General features: G+C 70.0%; 20 protein-coding genes and 1 pseudogene. 11 read left to right on the top strand and 10 right to left on the bottom strand.

Translation table 11 applies throughout. The features are described from left to right. Positions 1-61: 61 nt before the first annotated feature. Positions 62-781 carry a glutaredoxin family protein gene (locus tag QWY76_RS00110; RefSeq protein ID WP_290309084.1) on the top strand — a complete coding sequence of 240 codons (720 nt, stop codon included), beginning with the start codon at positions 62-64 and terminating at the stop codon, positions 779-781. Positions 782-901: 120 nt separating this feature from the next. On the opposite strand, the gene QWY76_RS00105 is transcribed toward QWY76_RS00110, so the two are convergent. The 6 genes from QWY76_RS00105 to QWY76_RS00080 form a co-directional block, all read right to left on the bottom strand. Beyond that, the gene (locus tag QWY76_RS00105) at positions 902-1,837 is read right to left on the bottom strand and encodes a LysR family transcriptional regulator (protein WP_290309083.1); all 936 of its coding nucleotides are present in this window, start codon (positions 1,835-1,837) and stop codon (positions 902-904) included. Positions 1,838-1,866: 29 nt separating this feature from the next. After that, positions 1,867-3,057 (bottom strand): low temperature requirement protein A, encoded by a 1,191-nt coding sequence (locus QWY76_RS00100; protein ID WP_290309082.1) that lies wholly within the window; start codon positions 3,055-3,057, stop codon positions 1,867-1,869. Positions 3,058-3,090: 33 nt separating this feature from the next. Continuing rightward, a complete protein-coding gene (locus QWY76_RS00095) occupies positions 3,091-3,345 on the bottom strand; it encodes a hypothetical protein (protein ID WP_290309081.1) in 255 nt (84 codons plus the stop codon). Positions 3,346-3,472: 127 nt separating this feature from the next. Next, positions 3,473-4,246 carry an SDR family oxidoreductase gene (locus QWY76_RS00090; protein ID WP_290309080.1) on the bottom strand — a complete coding sequence of 258 codons (774 nt, stop codon included), beginning with the start codon at positions 4,244-4,246 and terminating at the stop codon, positions 3,473-3,475. A 147-nt stretch (positions 4,247-4,393) separates the two neighbouring features. Next, positions 4,394-5,059, bottom strand: coding sequence for a rhomboid family intramembrane serine protease (locus QWY76_RS00085; protein WP_290309079.1), 666 nt, complete (start codon positions 5,057-5,059; stop codon positions 4,394-4,396). 130 nt (positions 5,060-5,189) lie between these two features. Then, a complete protein-coding gene (locus tag QWY76_RS00080; RefSeq protein ID WP_290309078.1) occupies positions 5,190-5,669 on the bottom strand; it encodes an Lrp/AsnC ligand binding domain-containing protein in 480 nt (159 codons plus the stop codon). A gap of 411 nt (positions 5,670-6,080) precedes the next feature. Between QWY76_RS00080 and nhaC the strand changes: the two genes are divergently transcribed. The 8 genes and pseudogenes from nhaC (at position 6,081) to ligD (ending at position 15,009) form a co-directional block, all read left to right on the top strand. Continuing rightward, a complete protein-coding gene (gene nhaC / locus QWY76_RS00075) occupies positions 6,081-7,562 on the top strand; it encodes a Na+/H+ antiporter NhaC (RefSeq protein WP_290309077.1) in 1,482 nt (493 codons plus the stop codon). Positions 7,563-7,835: 273 nt separating this feature from the next. Next, positions 7,836-8,948 (top strand): efflux RND transporter periplasmic adaptor subunit, encoded by a 1,113-nt coding sequence (locus QWY76_RS00070; protein ID WP_290309076.1) that lies wholly within the window; start codon positions 7,836-7,838, stop codon positions 8,946-8,948. 7 nt (positions 8,949-8,955) lie between these two features. Beyond that, positions 8,956-12,060 carry an efflux RND transporter permease subunit gene (locus QWY76_RS00065; protein ID WP_290309075.1) on the top strand — a complete coding sequence of 1,035 codons (3,105 nt, stop codon included), beginning with the start codon at positions 8,956-8,958 and terminating at the stop codon, positions 12,058-12,060. A gap of 4 nt (positions 12,061-12,064) precedes the next feature. Further along, a complete protein-coding gene (locus QWY76_RS00060; RefSeq protein WP_290309074.1) occupies positions 12,065-12,709 on the top strand; it encodes a CerR family C-terminal domain-containing protein in 645 nt (214 codons plus the stop codon). Positions 12,710-12,758: 49 nt separating this feature from the next. Continuing rightward, on the top strand, positions 12,759-13,175 hold the full coding sequence (locus QWY76_RS00055) for an NUDIX hydrolase (protein ID WP_290309073.1): 417 nt from the start codon (positions 12,759-12,761) through the stop codon (positions 13,173-13,175). 6 nt (positions 13,176-13,181) lie between these two features. Beyond that, positions 13,182-13,388 (top strand): DUF3565 domain-containing protein, encoded by a 207-nt coding sequence (locus QWY76_RS00050; RefSeq protein ID WP_290309072.1) that lies wholly within the window; start codon positions 13,182-13,184, stop codon positions 13,386-13,388. Between the two features lie 54 nt (positions 13,389-13,442). Then, entirely contained in the window at positions 13,443-14,057 is a 615-nt protein-coding gene (locus QWY76_RS00045; protein WP_290309071.1) for a DNA polymerase ligase N-terminal domain-containing protein, read from the top strand. Further along, positions 13,960-15,009, top strand: a pseudogene (gene ligD, locus QWY76_RS00035) (non-homologous end-joining DNA ligase). The gene QWY76_RS00045 and the pseudogene ligD overlap by 98 nt, the downstream one beginning before the upstream one ends. A gap of 6 nt (positions 15,010-15,015) precedes the next feature. Here the strand turns inward: ligD and QWY76_RS00030 are convergent. After that, positions 15,016-15,195: a PLDc N-terminal domain-containing protein gene (locus tag QWY76_RS00030; protein ID WP_290309068.1), complete on the bottom strand. Its 180-nt coding sequence runs from the start codon at positions 15,193-15,195 to the stop codon at positions 15,016-15,018. Between the two features lie 120 nt (positions 15,196-15,315). Next, positions 15,316-15,981: a cupin domain-containing protein gene (locus QWY76_RS00025; RefSeq protein ID WP_290309067.1), complete on the bottom strand. Its 666-nt coding sequence runs from the start codon at positions 15,979-15,981 to the stop codon at positions 15,316-15,318. Positions 15,982-16,201: 220 nt separating this feature from the next. Here QWY76_RS00025 and QWY76_RS00020 point away from each other — a divergent pair, with 220 nt between their 5' ends. Further along, on the top strand, positions 16,202-18,019 hold the full coding sequence (locus QWY76_RS00020) for a monovalent cation:proton antiporter-2 (CPA2) family protein (RefSeq protein WP_290309066.1): 1,818 nt from the start codon (positions 16,202-16,204) through the stop codon (positions 18,017-18,019). A gap of 162 nt (positions 18,020-18,181) precedes the next feature. Then, positions 18,182-19,438, top strand: coding sequence for an amino acid deaminase (locus tag QWY76_RS00015; protein WP_290309065.1), 1,257 nt, complete (start codon positions 18,182-18,184; stop codon positions 19,436-19,438). Between the two features lie 38 nt (positions 19,439-19,476). On the opposite strand, the gene QWY76_RS00010 is transcribed toward QWY76_RS00015, so the two are convergent. Both QWY76_RS00010 and QWY76_RS00005 read right to left on the bottom strand, forming a co-directional pair. Then, on the bottom strand, positions 19,477-21,753 hold the full coding sequence (locus tag QWY76_RS00010) for an ATP-dependent DNA helicase (RefSeq protein WP_290309064.1): 2,277 nt from the start codon (positions 21,751-21,753) through the stop codon (positions 19,477-19,479). Then, positions 21,750-22,418 (bottom strand): VRR-NUC domain-containing protein (locus QWY76_RS00005; RefSeq protein WP_290309063.1); only part of this gene is annotated, 669 nt, incomplete at its 5' end. The genes QWY76_RS00005 and QWY76_RS00010, both read right to left, overlap by 4 nt.

The raw sequence follows: 22,418 nt of genomic DNA, 5'->3' as shown, positions 1-22,418 counted from the left end.
GACGATGGGTACCATCACTTCAACACCGTCCTCAAGGCATGAGACGGCCCGCGTGTACCGCATGAGGACGGACGAGCATCTCTGCCCGTTCGGCCTGAAGACCGTGGACCTGCTCAAGCGCAAGGGCTACCGGGTAGACGATCACACGCTCGACTCCCGCGAGGCCATCGAGGACTTCAAGAAAGCAGCCGGTGTCGACACCACCCCTCAGGTCTATATCGGTGAACAGCGCGTGGGGGGCTATGAGGAGGTTCGCGAGTACCTGGGGATGAGCGTGCCCGGCGAGAAGGACACGAGCTATCAGCCGGTCATCGCCATCTTCGTGACCGCCTTGCTGATCGGGCTGGCGGTCAGCTGGACGGCCAGTGATACCCTCGTGTCATTGCGCATGCTGGAGTATGCGATCGCCACCGCCATGACCCTGCTGGGACTTCAGAAGCTGCAGGACATCGAAAGCTTCAGCACCATGTTCCTCACCTATGACCTGCTCGCCCAGCGCCATGTCCCCTATGGCTATGTCTACCCCTTCGCCGAGACCCTGGCCGGTCTGCTGATGCTGGCAGGCGCCTTGATCTGGCTCGCCGCCCCCTTGGCACTGTTCATCGGCACGGTGGGCGCCATATCGGTCTTCAAGGCGGTGTATATCGACAAGCGCGAACTGAAGTGTGCCTGTGTGGGAGGCAACAGCAACGTTCCCCTGGGCTTCGTGTCCTTGAGCGAGAACCTGATCATGCTGGCCATGGGGCTCTGGATGCCGTTGAAACCGCTTATCCTCGGATGACCGATCCAGACTCCGCCGTGGACGGCCTCGTCCCGGCATCGACCGTCATGCGGTGGCGGGAGGCATCACCCTCCTGGCTTTCTCGGCGAAGCACTGAGTTCGGGGGGGCAAGGGAGACCGTCACCCCTTAGTGCCGGGCGACACTGACTCCCCGCACTCGAGATGGGGGGTCATCAGCTCGGTGAACCAGTCGACGAAGGCATCGATGCGCGAGCTACGGTGTCGGCGATGAGGATAGAGCACCGACACCTCCAGTCCGGCGGGACGACAGTCGGGCAGTACCTCGCGGAGGGCGCCGTCGCACAGCAGGTCGTCGACATCGAAGCGTGGCACCTGGATCAGCCCGTGGCCGGCTACGCAGCAGGCGATATAGGTCTCCGCATTGTTGACCACGATGCGGCTCGGCAGGTCGAGAACCCGTGACTGCCCCGCTTCGACTATCTCGAAGCCCTGCGCCCGCCTACTCTCAGGGTCGACATAGCCGACCATGACATGCCCGTCGTCGAGCGCTGCCGGCCCCAGAGGCCGGCCATGTTCGGCCAGATAGCCCGGAGACGCACAGTTCACCATTGCCACCCGCCCCAGTCGCCGTGCCACCAGGCTGCTGTCGTTGAGCGAACCGAAGCGCACCAGGCAGTCGACGCCCTCCGCCACGGGGTCGATGTAGCGGTCAGTAGCGCCGAGCAACACCTGCAGGCGGGGATGCCGGCGCAGCAACTCGTCGAGGGCCGGCGCAACGAGCCGCTGAGCCACCCGGCTGGGCAAGTCGAGGATCAGTCGCCCCGCCACCTCCTCCCGACGCTCCCGAAACAGCTGCTCCAGACGCTCGGCGTCCTCCACCAGGGCCTGGGCGAAGCGCAGCAGCAGCTGCCCATCGGGGGTGAGCTGCACCCGACGCGTCGTGCGGTGCAGCAAGCGTGCTCCAACCGTGTCTTCCAGACGCTGCACCGCCAGGGACAGGGTCGTTCGGGGCCAGTCCAGGGCGGCGGCCGCCCGCGTGAAGCTGCCCATCTCGGCGACCTGGATAAAGCCACGCAGCTGATCAATCCTGTCCATTGCCATCCCAACTCGTCAGGAGATGCCCCTCAGATGCGCACCGCGCCCTGGCGGGAAAGCATCTCCCAGATCCCCACACCCATCAACAGCAGGGCGCTCGCCCCCTGCAGCAGCAAGGCACTGTGCAGGCCGGCCAGCGGCCCCATTACCAGCGGCAACAGAGCGAAGCCCACCAGGTGGGACAGCGGCGGTCGACCATAGACGATGTACTTGTAGACGGCCATGCCAGCCAGGAACAGCATGGGACCGGCCAGCAGCACCGTCAGCGCCGGGGCGTCCAGGTGACCGGCGGGATGGGCGATCACCAGTTCGCTGCCCACGGCACAGAGGATCACGCTGCCCAGGATGACCGCGTGCACGTAATGGAACCAGGCACCGATGCGGCCGGGATCCCGGGCCTCGGTGATGACCCGGGCGGCATCGCGGATGGCGAGGTGGAAGTACACCCACCACATGGCCACCGTCTCGAGAAAGGCCACGCCGAAGGCCAGCAGGGTATCGCCGCGCCACGCCTCGGCATGGGAGAGGGTGGCACCGGTGATGAGGATGGTCTCGCCGAGGGCGATGATCATGAACAGCGCACAGCGCTCGATCAGGTGTCCCCCTTCGATGTCCCAGTCGCGGGCGCTGCGCGAACGCCCCAGCCCGGGCAGCGGGAAGCCGAACATCGGCGAGACGTACTCGCAGAGCACCGCCAGCGCCCAGAGCGCCAGACGCGCGCTCCCCTCCACCAGCCCGCCGGCGAGCCACAGCAGCGCCACGATGCAGGCCCAGCCGAGGATCCGGCTGTAGTTGTCCTTCAGGGGGTGCGAGCCCAGGTTCAAGCGAATGAAGGCCGCCCGCCCCACCTGCATGGCCGCAAAGCAGCCGGCAAACGCCAGCCCCCGCGCCTCGAAGGCCTCCGGCAGGGCCGCCGCCATCAGCAAGGCCAGCGCCATGACGGCGAACAGCACCAGCCGTATCGGGCCGGTATCGGGGTCGAACCAGTTGGTCACCCAGGCGGTATATTGCCAGCCCAGCCACACCGCGAACCACAGCAGCAGCGCCTGGGTGGCACCCAGCGGGGTCAGGTGGTCGAGGAGGAAGTGCGAGACCTGGATGATCGCGAACACGTAGATCAGGTCGAACAGCAGTTCGACATAGCTGACCCGGGCCTCATGCCCGTCGCGGACGCGCATCAGCGGATGGGGCCTCAGCCCCGATGTCGATGCTGACGACATGGTCGTTCCCGCCTCCGATGATGGCTTTCCCTTTCAGGCCTCGGCATCGCCCCGCCTCACCCGCCACCAGCCCAGTGCCACCGGCACACCGAACAGCAAGGCATGAACCAGCAGCTCTTCCCCCAGGGCATAGCCATGGGACAGGCCGACGCTCAGGTTCCAGGCACACACCGCCAGCCACACCAGGCTGAAGCCGACCATGGCCGGGACACGCCGCACCGCCGGGCAATAGCGCAGCAGCCACAAGACGGCCGCCACGCCGAGGGCGATGATCAACAGGCTACGCATGAGACAGCCTCAATCGGATGCATGATCGACATGCTCTTCAGCATAGACCGCGAGGCGTGAATGCCGGGCTGTCCCGAGAAAATGGGGAGGATGGCCCCCGCAACGTCCACCGTGTGTCAGCTTTCGGTCACTTGGTGGTATAGCCACCGTTGGTCAGCACGGTCTGCCCGGTCATCCACCAGCCCTCGGTGACCAGGTGCCGGATCAAGGGCACCACGTCCTCGATGTCCGTCAGTCCCGTCTTGCTGAAATCGGACAACGCCGCGGCGCTCTTGTGAAAGGCCACGGCCTCTTCCGCCTCCTGGCCATAGAAGAAGGGCGTATCCATGGGCCCGGGGCCCACCGCGTTCACCGAGATACCGCGCGCGCCGAATTCCTTGGCCGCCGCCCGGGTGAAGTGCTCAACCGGTGCCTTGCCGCCGGCGTAGGTGGAATAGAATGGCGTGAAGGCGCCGAGCAGTGAGGTCACCAGCGTCACGATCCTGCCGTGGTCCTCGAGCACGCGGCCGGCCTCCTTGAGGAAGAAGAAGGCGCTCTTGGCGTTGATCGCAAACATCCTGTCGTACTCGTCCTCGCTGATCTCCAGGATCGGTTTCTTGAGCACCATGCCGACGGTGTTGATGGCGATATCTACCCTGCCGAACCGTGCCTTGGCGTCTTCGAACAGGGTTGCGACATTTGCGGCCCGCGTGAGCTCGCCCTGGAACAGTGCCCCTTCGCCTCCCAGCGCCTGGACGTCCGCAAGGGTCTGCTCGGCCGCCTCCCGGGTCGCGTCGCTGTTGTAATGGATGGCCACCGCTGCCGCACCGTGACGCGACAGGTCCCGCGAGAGCAGGCCTCCCAGATTCTTGGCGCCACCACCGATCAGCACGACCTTGCCGTCGAGTCCGTCGTTCCGCATATCGAGGTCCCTCGTCATCTGGTATTGGACCTCCCGAGTCTAGCTAGCGGATGGGCGAATATAATGCCCGTGGCTTGTCATCACTATCCCGCTCAGCCGTCTAATCCGCTGATCACGGTCACGGCTCGTGACAACGCCGCTCGCCCATCAGTGCCGCCATCGTGACCACGGGGGCCGCCGCCAGGCGAGGATCAGGGCCAGCCCCGCCAGCATCCCCCCCAGGTGGGCGAAGTGAGCCACGCCCTGGCGGGTACCGGCGATTCCCGACCACAGTTCGACCAGGCCGATGACGATCACGAAGTACTTGGCCTTCATGGGGATCGGCGGGATCAGCAGCAGGATGTACCGGTTCGGATAGCGCATGCCGAAGGCCAGCAGCAGCGCATAGACGCCGCCCGAGGCGCCCACCGTAGGGGCGAAGTCCCCCGTCGACACCACCACCAGCTGTACCGCTCCGGCCGCCAGCACGCACAGCACGTAGTAGATGGCGAAGCGCTGGCTGCCCCAGTCACGCTCCAGGGGACTGCCGAACATCCACAGCACGAACATGTTGATGGCCAGGTGGAAGAGGCTGCCATGGAGGAAGGCGTAGCTGAGCAGCTGCCAGAGATGGAACTCGCCCAGCGGCATGCCCCTCGGCAGGGCCAGGTCCGCCGGCGCCGCATCCAGCGGCCAGAGGGCCAGCCGCGGGAAGATCCATCCCGGCAGGGCCAGCTCGACCAGGAAGCTCACGCCATTCACCACCAGCAGCAGGCCGACCACGGACAGCCCACCGCGCCCACCCCGCTCGGGGCCCTCGCCTTCCCGCAGCATGCTCTCCTCCCGGCTGGCCCGCTCGTCTTCAAGGTGGCGCCCCCGGGGCCCGGGCGCCACCATGTGACGGGCACTCGCTCGTCACCCGCTCCGCGTGGCGACGTTCGCGTCGCGCCCGGCGTGCTGGCGATCACTCCCCCCAGGACGGGGAATCGACGGACACCGGCACCGTCACGTCGTCCTTCACGAGTTCCATCACGATATAGGAGTGGGTCTGGTGCACGTGCGGCAAGCGGCCGATCTGCTGGCCGAGCACGGTCCGGTACTCCGTGATGTCGTGCGTCCTCACCTTCAGCAGGTAATCGAAATTCCCCGCCACCATGTAGCAGGCCTGCACCTCGGGAATCAGACGCACCGCCCGGTTGAACTGCTCCAGGGCATCCTCGCTGGTCTTGTCCAGGGTCACCTGCACCACCAGCACGTGGCCCGCTCCCAGCTGGTCCGGGTTCAGCTCGGCCCGATAGCCACGGATGAAGCCGGCCTGCTCGAGCCGACGCACGCGTTGGGCGCAGGGCGTCTTGGTGAGATTCACCCGGCTGGCCAGCTCCACGATGGGCAGGCGCCCATGTTCCTGAAGTTGCTGGAGAATGCGTCGGTCGATGCGATCCATCCGCCCACCCTTGCTAGCCATATTGCCTATCTGATCCTCATATGAAGGACAAGAGTAAATATACAAAGGATTATTTAGAGCCAATTCCTAGCCATAGTGGCTAACAATCAGTCTAGAAGGCTGGAGAAAGAAATGCCAGACAGCGCTCAGTGGGGCCCGCTGCCTCACCACGCTGGCAACGGCCGCCTTCTGGCCGGAGATGACGCCCCGGGAGAGCACGGTGGCCCCGCCTCCGGCAAGGATCAATCACAGGGTTCCGCATTCAGGAGCCCGGCAACCAAGGAGAATCGAAGGAGGAACGGCTCGCTGCGTCACGACCAACAACAAGCGACAAAACGCACATTAAACCGAAGGAAAAAACACGTGAATGACTCAACAAAACCAATACGTTACCAACAACCAAATCTTGGATTGGCCCTCACCCCCGTCGTCCTGACACTGCTCGTACTGGGGGTACAACTCTTCTATTTCGGCGACTTCACCCCGCATATTCCGCTGGCCATCGGCCTGGCGATCACGGCGCTGGTCGGGGTCAAGCTGGGCTTCCGGTGGAGACAGATCGAAGAGGGCATCTTCCACGTCATCCATGTCTCGCTGCCCTCCGTGTCGGTATTGATCTGCGTGGGCATGATCATCGGCGTGTGGATCGCCAGCGGCACCGTGCCGACGCTGATCTATTACGGCCTGACGCTGCTCTCGCCGACCATCTTCCTGGCCGCGGCCATGCTGCTCTGCTCGGTGGTCTCGGTGTCGCTGGGGACCTCCTGGGGCACCGTGGGCACCGTCGGCCTGGCGCTGATGGGCATCGGCGCGGGCTTCGAGATCCCGGTGTACTGGACCGCCGGCGCGGTGGTCTCGGGCGCCTTCTTCGGCGACAAGATCTCGCCGCTCTCGGACACCACCAACCTCGCCCCGGCGGTCACCGGCACCGACGTCTTCTCGCATATCAAGAACATGATGCCGACGACGATCCCGTCGATGCTGATCGCCTTCGCCATCTACCTGGCGGCGGGCTTCACCCTGATCGACGACGGTGGCGCCTCCTTCGAACGGATCGAGGCCATCACCGCCGCGCTGCAGGCGAACTTCATCATCTCGCCCTGGCTGCTGCTGCCGGCGCTGCTGGTGATCGTGCTCGCGGTCAAGCGCATGCCGCCCATCCCGTCGCTGTTCGCCGGCGCCCTGGCCGGCGCGGTCACCGCCATGGTCGCGCAGGGGGTCGGCGTGCATGACCTGCTCACCTATGCCAACAGCGGCTATGCGATCGAGACCGGCGTCGCCGCCATGGACAGCCTGCTCAATCGCGGCGGCATCCAGTCGATGATGTGGACCATCTCACTGATTCTCATCGCGCTGGGCTTCGGCGGCGCGCTGGAGAAGACCGGCTGCCTGGAGGCGATCATCCGCGCCATCATGACCAAGGTGCACAGCTTCAAGGGCGTGCAGACCATCGCCTCGCTCACCTCGATGTCCACCAACCTGGTCGCCGGCGACCCCTACCTGTCGATCGCCCTGCCCGGTCGCATGTACGCGCCCATCTACCGGGGCATGGGCTACTCGACCCTGAACCTGTCCCGGGCGATCGAGGAAGGCGGCACCCTGATGTCACCGCTGATTCCCTGGAACGCCGGCGGCGCCTTCGTGATCAGCGCGCTGGGGCTGGGCATCGCCGACGGCAATGTCGAGAACCTGCTGTACATTCCGCTGGCCTTCGCCTGCTGGATATCACCGGTGATCGGCATCCTCTATGCCCAGACCGGGCTGTTCTCGCCCAAGGCGAGCGACGAGGAGCGCGAGCTGTGGCAGGAGCAGGGTGAAGCCATCGCCACCGACCTGGGGGCCGCGAGCCGGGCCGGAAATGCCACCGCGGCAACCGCGAGTTCCTCGAACTGAGCGCGACACTGCCCACCACGGCGTCCCGTTAGGCTGTCGGGACCCACATGACGACGCCCCGTCCGGCTCTGCCGGGCGGGGCGTCGCCGTTGCACGCCTTCCCGAGCGCCGCACGTGCCCACCGACGGCGGGCCGCGGCATCGAGGGAGCCCGAGCTCCGCCGGGTCCACAGCGGCGCCGAACGGAATTGCGATTTAATCATTTGATTAATACACTGCTCGATAGCCCCCCGGGAACCCCGTTCCCCTTCCCCGGCTTTCGAGGAGCGCCCCCATGCCGTCCCATCGCCGTCTGCCCACCGTCGGCCCGCTGCTGGCCGGCCTGTGCCTGCTGCTGGCGGGCTGCTCGCCGGAGGCCGCGCCGCCCGAGGCGCCGCCCACGGTGGTGGACAGTCACGTCATCCAGGCCGGCGACGGGGCCGCGGTGACCCGCCTCTCGGGCCGGGTCAAGGCCGCCGAGCGCACCTCGCTGAGCTTCGAAATCCCCGGCGAGATCCGTCGCCTGGAGGTGGACGTGGGCGAGCGTTTCGTCGCCGGTGACGTCCTGGCCACACTCGACGACACCCGCTATCGGCTGGTGGCCCGACAGCGCCGCGCCGAGGAACGCGAGGCCGAGGCGGTGCTGCGCGAGAAGCGCCAGGACTATCGCCGCCAGGCCAGCCTGGCCGACAAGGGCTACGTCAGCGCGACGCGGCTGGATGCCGCCCGCGCCGCCCTGGGCACCGCCGAGTCCCGGCAGGCCTCGGCCGAGGCGGCCCGGGAGCTGGCCGAGCGCGACCTGACACTGACCACCCTCGCGGCGCCCTTCGACGGTTCGGTGAGCCGGCGCCATGCCGAACCCGCCGAACGGGTCGGCGCCAGCCAAGCGGTGCTCGAGGTGATCTCCGACCGGGAAGGCTTCGAGGTGGAGACCAGCGTGCCCGAGACCCTGGTCGGCGCCCTCGCGGAAGGTTCGCGTCACGAGGTCATCGTCCCGGCACTCGACGGCGCCGCGAGTCCCGCCACCCTGCGCCACCTGGGCACCCAGCCGCGCTCCTCCAACGACTACCCGGTGATCCTGGCCATGGACGCTCCCCCCGCCGGCCTGCGCTCCGGGATGACCGCCCAGGTGGCGCTGTCGCTGGCCGAGCCGGACGCCGACGCGACCCTGCCGGTACCGCTCACCGCCCTGGTCTACACGGGACAGGATCGGGTCCATGTGCTGCGCATCACCGAGACCCACCACCTCGAGCGGGTCGCGGTCGAGGTGGTGGCGATCGACGACGGCCGGGCCAGGGTGCGCGGCGACCTCGCCGTCGGCGAGCGCATCGTGGCCCGCGGGGCCGAGTTCGTCGGCGCCGGGCAGGCCGTGAGCCTGCTCGGCGAGGGGCCGGAACGCTACAACTGAGGCCGCCATGAACCTGAGCCAGATCGCCTATCGCCGAAGGCCCGTCTTCTACCTGGCCACCCTGCTGGCCATGCTGTTCGGCCTGTTCAGCTACTTCACCCTGCCGGCCCGCGAGGATCCGGCGATCACCGTGCGCGAGGCGGTGGTGACCACCGCCTACCCCGGCCTGCCGGCGGCCCAGGTGGAGGAGAACATCACCAAGCCGCTGGAGGAGAGCATCCGCGCCGTCGGCGAGGTGGAGGAGATCCGCTCGACCTCGATGCGCGGCCGCTCGATCCTCCACGTCGAGATCCAGGACCGCTACTTCGACCTGGAACAGATCTGGGACGAGGTACGCCAGAAGGTCGAGGCGGCGCGTCCCGCGCTGCCCGCCGGCACCCGGGACCCGGTGTTCGATGACGACTTCGGCGACGTGGCGGTGGTCACCGCGGCGCTCACCGCCGAAGACTTCCCCCAGGCCGAGCAGCAGGAGATCGCCGAACACGTTCGCGCCGCCCTCTACGGCGTACCGGGCACCAAGCAGGTGGAGCTGCTGGGCCTGCAGGCCCAGCGCGTGTTCATCGACATCGCCGAGGCGCGCCTCGCCGAGCTCGGCCTCACCCCCGGCGACCTGGCGGCCCAGATCCAGCGGCGCAACATCTTCCCGCCGGGGGGCGTGCTGGAGGCGGGCGACCAGCGCCTGGCCCTGGAGGTCAGCGGCGAATTCGGCAACCTCGAGGCCCTGGGCGACACCGAGCTGCGGCTGCCCGACGGCGGGACCCTGCGTCTGCGCGACCTGGGCGAGATCCGCCGCGGCTACCAGGACCCGGTGGACAAGCCGGCCTACTTCAACGGCGAGCCGGCCATCGTCTTCGCCGTCTCGATGCTCGAGGGCCGCAGCGTGCTGGACTACGGCCGAGCCGTCCGCGCGCGGCTGGACGAGCTGCGCACCACCCTGCCGGCGGGCTATCGCCTGGACATCATGACCTTCCAACCCGAGCAGGTCGCCAACGCGGTCTACGGGGTGACCCAGAGCGTGCTGCAGACGCTGGCCATCGTGCTGGGGGTGGTGATCCTCTTCCTCGGCGTGCGCACCGGGCTGATCGTCGGCTCGATCATCCCCACGGTGATGCTGGCGACGCTCGCCGTGATGGGCCTCGCGGAGATCACCCTGCAGCGCGCCAGCCTGGCCACCCTGGTCATCGCCCTCGGCCTGCTGGTGGACAACGCCATCGTCGTGGCCGAGGACTTCAAGACCCGCCTGGAGGCGGGCCGCCACCGCGACCAGGCGCTCGCGGAGACCGGCGGCGAGCTGGCGCTGCCGCTGTTGTCGTCCAGCCTGACCACCATCCTGGTGTTCCTGCCGCTGATGCTCGCCGAGCACGCCGCCGGCGAGTACACCCGCTCGATCTCCATCGTCATCGCTATCACCCTGCTGAGCTCCTGGTTCCTGTCGCTGACGGTGACGCCGGCGTTGTGCCACCGCTTCCTCAAGGCGCCGCGCCGCGCCGCCGCGCCCGGGGCCCCCACGCACGGTGGCCCCAACCTCTCCGACCGGGCCTTCGGCTGGGTGTCGCGGCGCTACGGCCGGCTGCTGGCCCGGCTGCTGCATCATCGGGGGCTGTTCCTGGCCGCCACGGCCCTGACCCTAGTGGCCGGGATGGCGATGATGCAGCTGGTGCCCCAGAAGTTCTTCCCGGACTCGGACCGCAACCAGGTGCTGGTGACCCTCGACTTCCCCTCGGATATCGCCGAGAACGCCACCGACCGCCGGGTCCAGGCGCTGAGTCGCGAGCTGCTCGAGGCGCCGAGCCTGGCCGACGACGTCACCGGCGTGGCCGCCTACGCGGGCTTCGGCGGGCCACGCTTCGTGCTTTCGCTGACGCCCCTCGACCCCTCCCCCAACAAGGGCTTCCTGGTGCTCAACGTGGCCGGCCGCGAGCGGGTCGAGGCGGTCATCCACGCCACCCGCGAGGTCCTGGCCACCCGCCACCCCGACCTCTCGCCCCAGGTCACGCGGATGTTCCTCGGCCCCTCGGACAGCACCCTGCTGCAGGTACAGGTCAAGGGCCCGGACCGGGAGGTACTGTTCGCCGCCGCCCAGGAAGTGGAGGCCATCCTGGGCGGCCTCGACGGCGCGCGCGACGTTCGCCAGAGCTGGGAGGCACGGATCCCGTCGCTGACCATCGAGGTCGACCAGGCCCGGGCACGCAGCGCCGGCATCACCTCCGAGGACATCGCCCAGTCGCTCACGGGCGCCATCGACGGCTACCACCTGAGCCACTACCGCGAGGGCGACGACATCATCCCGGTGATGCTGCGCTACGCCGACGAGCAGCGCCAGAGCATCGCCCGGCTCAAGTCGCTCACCGTCTATCCGCTGGGCACCCCCGGGCCCGGCGTGCCCCTCAACCAGGTGGCGGACATCGAACTCGACAACGGCTACTACCGTATCGACCGCGAGAATCTGGTGCGCACCATCACCATCGAGGGGCGCCACCAGCGCCTCACCGCCGAGGACATGGTGCCGCGGGTCGCGCCGGCCCTCGACTCGCTGGAAGCCACCCTGCCACCGGGCCACTGGCTCGAGTTCGACGGCGTGGTGGTGGAGTCCGCGGAAGGCCAGGCGGCCCTGCAGGCCAACCTGCCGCTGTGCATCGGGCTGATCTTCGTGTTGCTGGTGGCCCAGTTCAACTCCTTCAAGCGCCCCCTGGTGATCATCGCCACCATCCCGCTGGTGATCGTCGGCGTGGCCCTGGGGCTGCTCGCCACCCGCGCCGACTTCGGTTTCATGGTGCTGCTCGGCATCTACAGCCTGGCCGGCATCATCATCAACAACGCCATCGTGCTGATCGACCGCATCGACATCGAGCGGTCCGATCCCGCGCTGTCCGGGCGCGACGCCGTGATCAAGGCCTCGGCGCGACGTCTGCGACCGATCCTGATGTCGGCCATCACCACCATCCTCGGCTTCCTGCCGCTGATCCTCGGCCGCGACCCGCTGTTCTACGGCATGGCCGGGGCCATGGCCTTCGGCCTGGGGGTCGGCACCGTCATGAGCCTGGGCGTGGTGCCGGTGCTCTACACCCTGTTCTTCGGCATCGACACCCGCGCATCGGCCAGGGGAGACTGACGCCATGGCACCCCACCACCGCCCCGACCCCGCCGTCACCCGGGACCGGCTGATCCAGGCCGGCATCCGGCTGTTCGGCGAGCACGGCTACAAGGCCACCACCACCCGCATGCTGGCCGACGCGGCCGGCGCCAACATCGGCTCCATCGCCTACCACTTCGACAACAAGCACGGGCTCTACCTGGCGGCGGCGCGCTATATCGCCGACCAGCTGCGCGAGCGACTGGCGCTCGACGAGGCGGGCGCGCCGGCGGCGCCCGAGGATCGCGATGCCGCCCTGGCCGAATTGCGCGCCATCGCCCGGCGCATGGTGCGCACCTTCGCCGCCGACGATGACTGCCGCCAGTGGCTGCTGCTGGTGATGCGCGAGCAGGTCCGTCCCAGCGAGGCCTTCGACATCCTCCAGGCCCAGGCCTTCGGCGTCGTCCAGGCGACACTCGGCAGCCTGATCGCCCGGCTCACCGACCGCGCGCTCGACGACCGGCGGGTGATCCTCGAGACCCATACCCTGGTCGGCCAGATCGTGTTCTTCCTGGTGGGCCGCGAACCGCTGCTGCGCCGCCTCGGCATGACGGCCTTCGACGAGGCGACCCTGGTCGAGATCGAGGCGGTGGTCGAGGGTCACCTCGAGCGCTATGCCTCGCCCTGACGCCGGCATGCTAGGCTACACCGACGATGACGCCCCAGGAGGATGCCCGATGACCGCCCCCAGCTCCCCACCCGTGCTGCATATCGCCGCCGCGCTGATCGAGGACGCCGAGGGTCGGCTGCTGCTGGTGCGCAAGCGGGGCACCGCGGCCTTCATGCAGGCCGGCGGCAAGCTGGAGCCCGGCGAGTCCCCCGCCGACGCCCTGGCCCGGGAGATCACCGAGGAACTCGGCCAGCCGCCGACGCGGCTGTCGCCCCTCGGCGAGTTCAGCGCGGAGGCGGCCAACGAACCCGGCCACGTGCTGCGCGCCCACCTGTTCCGCGCCGAGGTGGCGGGGCCGCTGCACGCGGCGGCCGAAATCGCCGAGCTGCGCTGGGTCACGCCCGCCGAGGCGCTGGCCCTGCCGCTGGCCCCGCTGACCCGCGAGCAGGTGCTGCCGCGGGTGGCGGGACTGGCCGAGGCCTGAGGGCCGATGCGCCAGCCCATCGTCGGCTATCACCGTGACGAGGAGGGGCACTGGGTCGCCGAGCTGGCCTGCGGGCACCAGCAGCACGTGCGCCACCAGCCGCCCTGGGTCGAGCGCCCCTGGGTGACCAGCGAGGAAGGCCGCCGCTCGCGACTCGGCCTGGCGCTCGACTGCGTCGAGTGCGAGCGCGGCGAGCCGAGGGACCAGCCCTGACACTCGCCCCGAGCCGCTAGACTGGGGGAACAGGTCTCGAGAGGAGCGAGTGCCATGTCCCCGTCCGATGACAAGCTCGCCCGCTACCACGACAAGCGCGACTCTCGCCGCACCCGTGAGCCCATGGGCAACGAGACCCACCACGGCGGCCGGGACGAGGGGCCGATCTTCGTCATCCAGCAGCACGACGCCTCCACCCTCCACTACGACTTCCGCCTCGAGGTCGACGGCGTGCTCAAGTCCTGGGCGGTCCCCAAGGGGCCTTCCACCGACCCCCGGGTCAAGCGCCTGGCCATCCCCACCGAGGACCACCCGCTGGCCTATGCCGACTTCGAGGGGGTGATCCCCGCGGGCGAGTATGGCGCCGGCAGCGTGCTGATCTGGGACCGCGGCCACTACCGCAACCTCGAGGAAGGCGACGACGCGCCCTCGGTCGCCGAACAGCTCGCCGACGGCCACGCCACGATCTGGCTGGAGGGGCACAAGTTACGGGGTGGCTATGCCTTGATCCACACGCGGCTGGAGAAGGGCAGGGACTGGCTGCTGATCAAGATCGACGACGCGGCGGCGGATGCCCGGCGCAACCCCACGTCCACCGAGCCGGCCTCCGTCGTCAGTGGGCGCACCCTGGGGGAGGTCGCCGCCGAGGAGGGCAAGGACGATGCCTGAGGAAGACGCCAACGGGAAGACGGTCACCATCGACGGGCATCGCCTGGCGATCTCGCACCGCGACAAGGTGCTGTTCCCCGGGACCGACCAGACCAAGGGCGACCTGATCGACTACTACGACCGGGTCGCTGCCACCCTGGTGCCGCACCTCGCGGATCACCCGGTCAGCCTGCAGCGCTTTCCCGACGGCCTCGACGGCGAGGGCTTCTACCAGAAGGATGCCCCGGCCTACTTCCCCGACTGAATCCCCCGGGTGCCCTTTCCCAAGCGCGAGGGAGGCCACTTCCTGGCGCCGCGCATCGACTCTCGGGCGGCCCTGGTCTACCTGGCGAACCAGGCCATGATCACGCCCCATCGCTATCTGTCACCGGCCGACGACCTCGAGCATCCCGACCGGATGATCTTCGACCTGGACCCGCCGGAGGGCCGAGAGGAGGATGCCGAGGTGCGCCGCGCCGCCCTGGACCTGCGCGACCTCCTGGCGGAGCTGTCGCTGACGCCCTGGGTGCAGACCACCGGCTCACGGGGCTTCCACGTGGTGGTGCCGCTCGCGGGCGACGAGGACTTCGACGCCGTGCGGAGCTTCGCCCGGGATGTCGCCCGGGTGCTGGTGCGGCGCCACCCGGCCCGCTATACCCTGGCCCAGCGCAAGGCCCAGCGCCGCGGACGGCTGTTCCTGGACGTGCTGCGCAACGCCTACGGGGCCACCGCGGTGGCGCCCTATGCGGTCCGCGCCCGGGCGGGCGCCCCCGTGGCCACACCCCTGTCATGGTCGGAGGTCGAGGGTGGCGCGGCCCCGCGGGACTGGACGATGCGCAACCTGCTGCGTCGCCTGGGCCAGAAGGCGGATCCCTGGCGGGATCAGGGCAAACACCGGTACCGGCTGGACGCGCATCGCCAGTCGCTCACGGCGCTGCTGGACCGCGAGGCGCCCGCCGGCGAGGAAGACTGAGCCCGGCTAGCCCTTGGGCCCGAACAGCAACCAGATGATCAGCCCGAGCAGCGGGAAGAACAGCAGGACCAGGATCCAGATCAGCTTGGCCAGGCCACCCGCCGAGCTCTTGGCCACCTTGACGATGGCCCAGATGATGATGATCAGCCAGATCAGGCCCAGCAGGCCACCGACTTCGATACCCATGAGCCGCCTCCTTGTCCGTTTCCATTCGGCGAAGTGCCGTCCCTAGGGTTAGCACAGTGGCCGCGAAACGCCCAATCGTGGCCGCTGGCGATTCGTCGGCGCCGGTCACGCGCCGGCGCCTCAGTCGGGCGGCAGGTGGCCCGCCTTGACGTAGAGCAGCACGCCGTCCTCGCCGGTGACGGGGCGGTGCTGGCTGCCGGGAGGGCTGCGCAGCCAGCTGCCGGCGGGGTAGCTGCCATGTTCGTCATGGAAGCGGCCTTCGAGCACCAGGATCTCCTCCCCGCCGGGATGGGCACGGCATGGCAAGCGGGTATTCGGGGCCCAGCGCTCCAGGGCCACGTGCTCGCCCGCGACGTCGTGCAGCGCCATCACCTCGACGCCCTCGACCCGACCCGCTTGCCAGGTGCCGTCCCGGGTGTCGATGACCAGCCGCGCGGTATCGGCGGCGTCGAACTGGTGCAGCTTGACGAAGATCGTCGCGCCCTGCTCGCCGACCCGGGGCGCATGGGAGGTGCCGATGGGGTTGCGCAGGTAGCAGCCCGCCGGGTAGTTACCATGTTCGTCGGCGAACTCGCCTTCCAGCACCAGGATCTCCTCGCCGCCGCCATGCTCGTGGCGCGGGAAGCGGCTGTTCGGCGCATAGCGCACCAGGGAGGTGGCCCGGGCCACCTCCTCGCCGACACGATCGAGCATCATCCGCTCGACACCGGGCGTGGGCGAGGCCACCCAACGGTATTGGTCCGGCGTGATCACCACGCGCGCCTGGAAATCGGCATTGAGTCGCATCGGGGCTCTCCTGTATCGCGGGGCACGCCGCCCTGCCCTGCCGGCATTCTCGCCCAGCCAGCGATCCACGTCATCCGTCGCGCGCGTCGCCCCGGGCGAGGTCGGTGATATGGCCCGCTTATTGCAACTTATTGCAATGTGCTCAGAGAGAGGACGGAAGCCCCATGCGGTAAGATCCCCTCGGGTATGCGTGATCACTCGACCACGAAAGGACGACGCCTTGGCCATCGACCTGCTCTACAACATCCTGATCTTTCTCGCCGCCGCCGTGCTGATCGTGCCGCTGATCAAGCGCCTGGGGCTCGGTGAGGTGCTGGGCTTCCTGGTCGCCGGGGTAATGATCGGCCCCTCGGCGCTGGGGCTGGTGCCGGATGCCGAGGCGGTGCTGCAGTTTTCCCAGGTGGGCATCGTCTTCCTGCTGTTCGTCATCGGCCTGGAGCTCAAGCCGTCCCGCCTCAAGTTGATGCGCAAGGCGGTGTTCGGTTTCGGCAGCCTGCAGGTGGCCATCACCACGGCGCTGCTCACCGGCCTGGCGCTGGCGACGGGGCTCGCGCCCGCCGCCGCCCTGGTGGTGGGCTTCAGCCTGGGGCTGTGCTCCACACCCCTGGTGCTGCAGCTGCTCGGCGAGCGCGGCGAACTCGCCAGCCGCCACGGCCGCTACGCCTTCGCCCTGCTGCTGTTCCAGGACCTGGCCGCCATCCCGGTGCTGGCGGCCATTCCGCTGCTGGCCGGCGCCGCCCCGCTGGCCGGCGGCTGGGGCCACCTGATGAGCGAGGCGCTGATCGCCGTCGGCGCCTTCGCCGGGCTGATCATCGGCGGGCGCTACCTGCTGCGGCCGCTGTTCCGCTTCGCCGCCGCCACCCGCAGCCGCGAGATGTTCGCCGGCACCGCCCTGCTGGTGGTGATCGGCGCCGCCCTGCTGATGGAGCTGGCCGGGTTGTCCATGGCGCTCGGCGCCTTCATCGCCGGGGTGCTGCTGGCCGACTCGGAGTACCGCCACAGCATCGAGGCGGATATCGAGCCCTTCCGCGGCCTGCTGCTGGGGCTGTTCTTCATGGCGGTGGGCATGACCGCCCAGATCGGCCTGCTGGCCGAACGGCCGGGCCTGGTGCTCGGCCTCGCCGCCGCCCTGCTGGCCGCCAAGTGGCTGAGCCTGGTGATCGCCGCCCGGGCCTATCGCGGCGACTGGCGGGTGGCGCTGAATCTGGGCGCGCTGCTCTCTCAGGGCGGCGAGTTCGGCTTCGTGCTGCTAACCGCGGCCGGCGCCGCCGCCCTGTTGGACCCGGCCCTGGTGGGCCTGCTGGTGCTGGTGGTGTCGCTGTCCATGGCCGCCACCCCGGTGCTCGTCCAGTTGCACGCGCGGCTGATCCGGCCGCTGTTCAAGGCCGGAAAGCCGCGCCGCGACTTCGACCGCCCGCCTTCGATCGGCCCCCAGATCATCATCGCCGGCTTCGGGCGTTTCGGTCAGATCATGGGGCGTATCCTGCAGGGGCTGAAGATTCCCTACACGGTGCTCGACATCAATGCCGAGCACGTGGACGTGGTGCGCCGCTACGGCAACGAGATCTACTTCGGCGACGCCTCGCGCCTCGACCTGCTGGAGGCCGCCGGCGCCGACAAGGCCCGGGTGCTGGTGGTGGCGGTGGGCGATATCGAGACCTCGATGCGCATCGTCCAGCGGGTCAAGCGCCGCTTCCCCCACCTGCGCCTCTATGCTCGGGCGCGGGACCGTTACCACGCCCAGTTGCTGATGCGCGCCGGGGTCGCCTACATCATCCGCGAGCTGCTGCCGGCGAGCCTGGAACTGACCCGCGAGGTGCTGGTCGGCCTCGGCATTCCCCGCGACCAGGCCCAGCACACCGTGGACACCTTCCGTCCCCACGACGAGCAGGCCCTGCTACGCCAGCTCGAGGTCTTCGGCAACAAGCAGCAGCAGATGCAGACCATCCAGCAGGCCGCCCGGGAACTCGAGGAGCTGTTTGAGGCCGACGAGGACGTCGCCACCACCGCCCCCGAGCGCCCCGCCGAGCGGCGCTGAGCCGCCGGGGAGATGCCGGTAGGGACGCCGATCCGTTGGCTCATGGGGCGTTTCCGCCGATAGTCACCATGGACATTGCCGACGAGGAGCCCGGTCCACGACGCGCCGGACCGACCATCGCGGTCGCAGATGAAGACCCGCCGCCCCACAATGGAGCCCCGCATGACTCACCCCACTGCCGACACAGCACCGACGACCTCCCCCGCCTGGCAAGACGGCCACAAGGGGACCCTGGAGACCGGCCGCGACCTGCTGGCCGACGTCAGCCTGCCCGCCGCCGTCATTCGCGAGGCGCCGCTGGCCCACAACCTGGCCTGGATGCAGGACTTCGCCCGCCGACACCGGGCCCAGCTGGCCCCCCACGGCAAGACGACCATGACCCCGGCGCTGTTCCACCGCCAGCTCGAGGCCGGCGCCTGGGGCATCACCCTGGCCACCCTGCCCCAGTGCCGCGCCGCCTTCGCCGCGGGCGCGACGCGACTGCTGCTGGCCAACCAGCTGGTCGGCCGCGCCAACATGGCGATCGCCGTCGAACTGCTGCGTGCCGGTGCCGAGCTCTACGTGACCGTGGACGGCCGCGACAACGTGGTCGAGCTGAGCGAGGTCTTCACCGATGCCGGCCTGACGCTTGCCGTGCTGATCGAGGTCGGCGTGGAAGGCGGGCGCTGCGGCTGCCGCCGCGACGAGGAGGTCCTCGCGCTGGCCCGCGAGATCGCCGCACGACCGGGCCTGACGCTGGCCGGCCTGGAGGGCTACGAGGGCGTGGTCCACGGCGACGACCCTGCGGCCGGCGCTCCGGAAGCCGGCATCCGCGCCTATGCCGGGCGCCTGGTGGCCGATGTCCAGCGGCTGGCGGACGAGGGGCTGTTCGGCGTCGCGGCGCCGATCGTCACCGCCTCGGGCTCGGCCTGGTACGACCTGATCGCCGAGGCCTTCCGCGACGGCGGACTGGAGGGGCGCTTCACCCCGGTGCTGCGCCCGGGCTGCTACGTGGTGCATGACCACGGCATCTATCGCGAGGCCCAGCGCGGCGTGCTGTCACGGCGCCCGGACCTGCACGAGGGCCTGCGCCCGGCGCTCGAGGTCTACGCCCAGGTGCAGTCGCTGCCGGAGCCGGGGCTCGCCATCGTGGCGCTCGGCAAGCGCGACATCGGCGTCGACCAGCCGCCGGAGCCGCTGGTGCGCTATCGGGAGGGCGGCGGCGTCGAGGCGCCGCTGTCGGTGGACGGCTGGCGGGTGGTGAAGCAGATGGACCAGCACACCTTCATCGCCCTGCCCGAGGACGCGGGCAACGTCCGGGTGGGCGACGTGGTCGCCTTCGGCGCCTCCCACCCCTGCCTGACCTTCGACAAGTGGCGGCGGATCCATCTGGTCGACGAGCGATTGCGGGTCCTGGAGACCTGGGAGACCCGCTTCTAGGTCACCGGCCGACCGCGTCTGGCGCCAGGCTGCCGTCGTCAGGCGTCGAGCCGCCACCAGTCGGGCAGCAGCGCCCGGTTCTCGCGGCGGGCGAAGCGGTCGTCCATCAGCACCACCACGCCGCGATCCTCGGGGCCGCGGATCACCCGGCCCGCGGCCTGGACCACCTTGATCATCCCCGGCACCCGGTAGGCGTAATCGTCCCCGCGGCCGAAGCGGGCCTGCAGGCGTGCCTTGAGGGCCTCGTTGAGCGGGTCGAAGGGCGGCAGGCCGAGGGTGGCGACGAAGGCCCCGACCAGCCGCTCCCCGGGCAGGTCGATGCCCTCGGCGAAGGCCCCGCCGAGCACCGCGAAGGCGATCCCGGCGCCTCCCGGGTCGAAGCCCGCGAGGAAGGCCTCCCGCTCGCTCTCGTCCATGCCGCGGTGCTGGGCGCGCACCGGGATCGCCGGCCAGGCCTCGCGCAGGCGCGCCAGCGCCGCCTCCAGGTAGGCGAAGCTGCTGAAGAAGGCCAGGTAGTGGCCCGGGCGACGGCGATACTGGTCGGCCAACTCGGCGACGATGGGCGCGAGCGAGGCCTCCCGGTCCCGGAGGCGGGTGGAGATGTCGGTGCGCAGCCGCACCTCGAGCTGCTCGGCGGCGAAGGGCGCGGCCACCCGGCGGGCGACGCTATCGCCGGGCAGGCCGAGCAGGTCGCGGTGGTAGGCCGGCGGGCTCAGGGTGGCCGAGAACAGCACCGCCGAGTGGGCGGTGGCGAAGCGCGGCGCCAGGAAGTCCGCCGGCACCAGGTTGCGCAGGGCCAGCACGGCCCGGCCGCGGCCCGGGCGACGCAGCTCGCACAGCGAGTGCTCGCCGAAGGCCTCGGCCAGCCGGGTGAAGGCCAGCGCCTCGAAGAGGAACTCCTGCAGCGCCGCCTCGCCGCCGGCCGGATGCTCCCCCAGGTAGTCGGTGACCGCCGAGACCGCCTGCTGCAGGGCCCCGAGCAGCCCCCGGGGCACGGCATCCAGGGCCTGCCAGTCGCGCTCGTCGGCCTCGCGCAGCAGGGCCTGCCAGCGCCGGGCCAGGCGGCCCAGGGGCCGCGACAGGGCGGGCGGTGCGGCCTTGCGCAGCCGGTTGAGGCGCCGCTGGTCGAGCTCGGCGCTGTACATGCCCCGGGCCCGCTCCACCAGGTTGTGGGCCTCGTCCACCAGCAGGCCGAGCCGGGTGCCGTCGGCCCGGGCCAGGCCATGGATCAGGGCGCTGGCGTCGAAGTAGTGATTGACGTCGCCCACCAGCACGTCGCACCAGCGCGCCAGCTCCTGGCCCAGGTAGTAGGGGCAGATTCGGTGGTCGAGGGCCACCTCGCGCAGCGACGCCCGGTCCAGCCAGCCGCGGGCCACGGCCGCCCGGCGCGCCGCGGGCAGGCGATCGTAGAAGCCCTCGGCCAGCGGGCAGGCCTCGCCGTGGCAGGCCCGGTCGGGATGCTCGCAGGCCTTGTCCCGGGCCACCAGCTCCAGCACCCGCAGCGGCAGGCGGGCCTCGTGCTCGGCGGCGCCCAGGGCCGCCAGGGCATCCAACGCCAGGCGCCGCCCCGGGGTCTTCATGGTCAGGAAGGCCAGGCGATCGAGCCCCTGGCGCGGCATGGCGGCCAGCGTGGGATAGAGCGCCCCCAGGGTCTTGCCGATGCCGGTGGGCGCCTCCACCAGCAGGCAGCGCCCGGTGGCCGCGGCCCGGTAGGCGTCCTCGGCCAGTTGCCGCTGGCCGGGGCGGAAGGCGGCGTGGGGGAAGGCCAGCCCGGCGAGCGCCGCGTCGCGTCGCCTGCGGTGCCCCGCCTCCTGCTCGGCCCAGGCCAGGAAGTCCCGGCAATGCCGTGCGAAGACGGCCTCGAGCTCGGCGGCGGTGGCCTCCCGGGTCAGCACGGTCTCGCGACCGCTGGCGATCTCCAGGTAGACCAGCGCCAGGGTCAGCCGCGACAGGCCCCGCTCGGCGCACAGCAGGGCGCCGTAGACCTCCACCTGGGCCCAGTGCAGGGCGCGCTGGTTGTCGGCCATGCGCGCGAGGCTGCCGCGATGGGTCTTGATCTCCTCGAGGCGGTTGGCCGCCGGGTCGAAGCCATCGGCGCGGCCGGCCACCGCCAGCCCCTCGCGGTGACCGACCAGGGGCAGCTCGGCCTCGTAGCCCTCGCCGCGCCGGGCCGTCACCCGGGCATGGCCCTCGATGCCCTCCCGGGCGCTGGGCGCCGGGGTGAAGCGATGGTCCAGGTCGCCGCGTCGGGCGGTGAACTCGCACAGCGCACGGACGGCGACGCGATAGCCCGGCGAGGCATCCGCCCCGCTCACGGGACCTCCCAGGCGACATGGCACACCGCCACCGGGATGTCGTGGGCCTGGAAGAAGACCAGCCAGCGCCGCTGGTTGTCCTGCAGCCGGTCGCCCGGGCCCTTGACCTCGATCAGCCGGTAGCGGGGGGCGTCGGGGCCGGCCAGGGGGAAGAACTGGATCAGGTCCGGCAGGCCGGCGCGGTTGGCCCGGGGGTCGGCCAGCAGCCGCTCGAAGCAGGCCCGCAGGTGGGCGGCCGGCAGGCAGGCCAGTGCCTGCTCGAGCAACGGCTCGGACAGCATGCCCCAGTGCACGAAGGGCGAGGCCAGGCCCTGCTTGGCCCGCCAGCGGGCCCGGATGGTGTCGCGGTAACGGCCGTCGTCGAGTTCGCCCAGACAGGCGTCGAAGCGAGCGCGCCGCCGGGCCACGAAGTCCTCGCGGCCGAGGTCCGCCGGTCCGCTGTGGAAGGGGTGGAAGAAGGCCCCGGGCAGAGGCGCGAAGATCGCCTCCCAGCAGAGCAGGCCGAACAGCCCGGTGACCAGGGTATTCTCGACATAGTGCACCGGTGCCTCGTCGCCCCCCAGGTGCTCGGCCACGGCCCGCTCGACGCCGCCGGGCCCCGGCGCCAGCCGCAGGTCCAGCCGCGCGGGGCGGGGCTCCGGCGCCGCGGGCGGGGCCGGCCGTCC

The organism is Halomonas maura, assembly GCF_030409305.1.
GTDB classification, from domain to species: Bacteria; Pseudomonadota; Gammaproteobacteria; order Pseudomonadales; family Halomonadaceae; genus Halomonas; species Halomonas maura.
The sequence above is the reverse complement of the archived record's forward strand: the minus strand, read 5'-3'. Positions and strand labels throughout refer to the sequence as shown.

Excerpts from the sequence above, each read along its gene's own strand:
- QWY76_RS00105 (WP_290309083.1), bottom strand. The coding sequence starts at position 1,837 with ATGGACAGGATTGATCAGCTGCGTGGCTTTATCCAGGTCGCCGAGATG.
- QWY76_RS00015 (WP_290309065.1), top strand. The coding sequence starts at position 18,182 with ATGACTCACCCCACTGCCGACACAGCACCGACGACCTCCCCCGCCTGG.
- QWY76_RS00060 (WP_290309074.1), top strand. The coding sequence starts at position 12,065 with ATGGCACCCCACCACCGCCCCGACCCCGCCGTCACCCGGGACCGGCTG.
- QWY76_RS00025 (WP_290309067.1), bottom strand. The coding sequence starts at position 15,981 with ATGCGACTCAATGCCGATTTCCAGGCGCGCGTGGTGATCACGCCGGAC.
- QWY76_RS00055 (WP_290309073.1), top strand. The coding sequence starts at position 12,759 with ATGACCGCCCCCAGCTCCCCACCCGTGCTGCATATCGCCGCCGCGCTG.
- QWY76_RS00090 (WP_290309080.1), bottom strand. The coding sequence starts at position 4,246 with ATGCGGAACGACGGACTCGACGGCAAGGTCGTGCTGATCGGTGGTGGC.
- QWY76_RS00080 (WP_290309078.1), bottom strand. The coding sequence starts at position 5,669 with ATGGATCGCATCGACCGACGCATTCTCCAGCAACTTCAGGAACATGGG.
- QWY76_RS00030 (WP_290309068.1), bottom strand. The coding sequence starts at position 15,195 with ATGGGTATCGAAGTCGGTGGCCTGCTGGGCCTGATCTGGCTGATCATC.
- QWY76_RS00085 (WP_290309079.1), bottom strand. The coding sequence starts at position 5,059 with ATGCTGCGGGAAGGCGAGGGCCCCGAGCGGGGTGGGCGCGGTGGGCTG.
- QWY76_RS00095 (WP_290309081.1), bottom strand. The coding sequence starts at position 3,345 with ATGCGTAGCCTGTTGATCATCGCCCTCGGCGTGGCGGCCGTCTTGTGG.
- QWY76_RS00050 (WP_290309072.1), top strand. The coding sequence starts at position 13,182 with ATGCGCCAGCCCATCGTCGGCTATCACCGTGACGAGGAGGGGCACTGG.
- QWY76_RS00100 (WP_290309082.1), bottom strand. The coding sequence starts at position 3,057 with ATGTCGTCAGCATCGACATCGGGGCTGAGGCCCCATCCGCTGATGCGC.
- QWY76_RS00045 (WP_290309071.1), top strand. The coding sequence starts at position 13,443 with ATGTCCCCGTCCGATGACAAGCTCGCCCGCTACCACGACAAGCGCGAC.
- QWY76_RS00065 (WP_290309075.1), top strand. The coding sequence starts at position 8,956 with ATGAACCTGAGCCAGATCGCCTATCGCCGAAGGCCCGTCTTCTACCTG.
- QWY76_RS00110 (WP_290309084.1), top strand. The coding sequence starts at position 62 with ATGAGGACGGACGAGCATCTCTGCCCGTTCGGCCTGAAGACCGTGGAC.
- QWY76_RS00070 (WP_290309076.1), top strand. The coding sequence starts at position 7,836 with ATGCCGTCCCATCGCCGTCTGCCCACCGTCGGCCCGCTGCTGGCCGGC.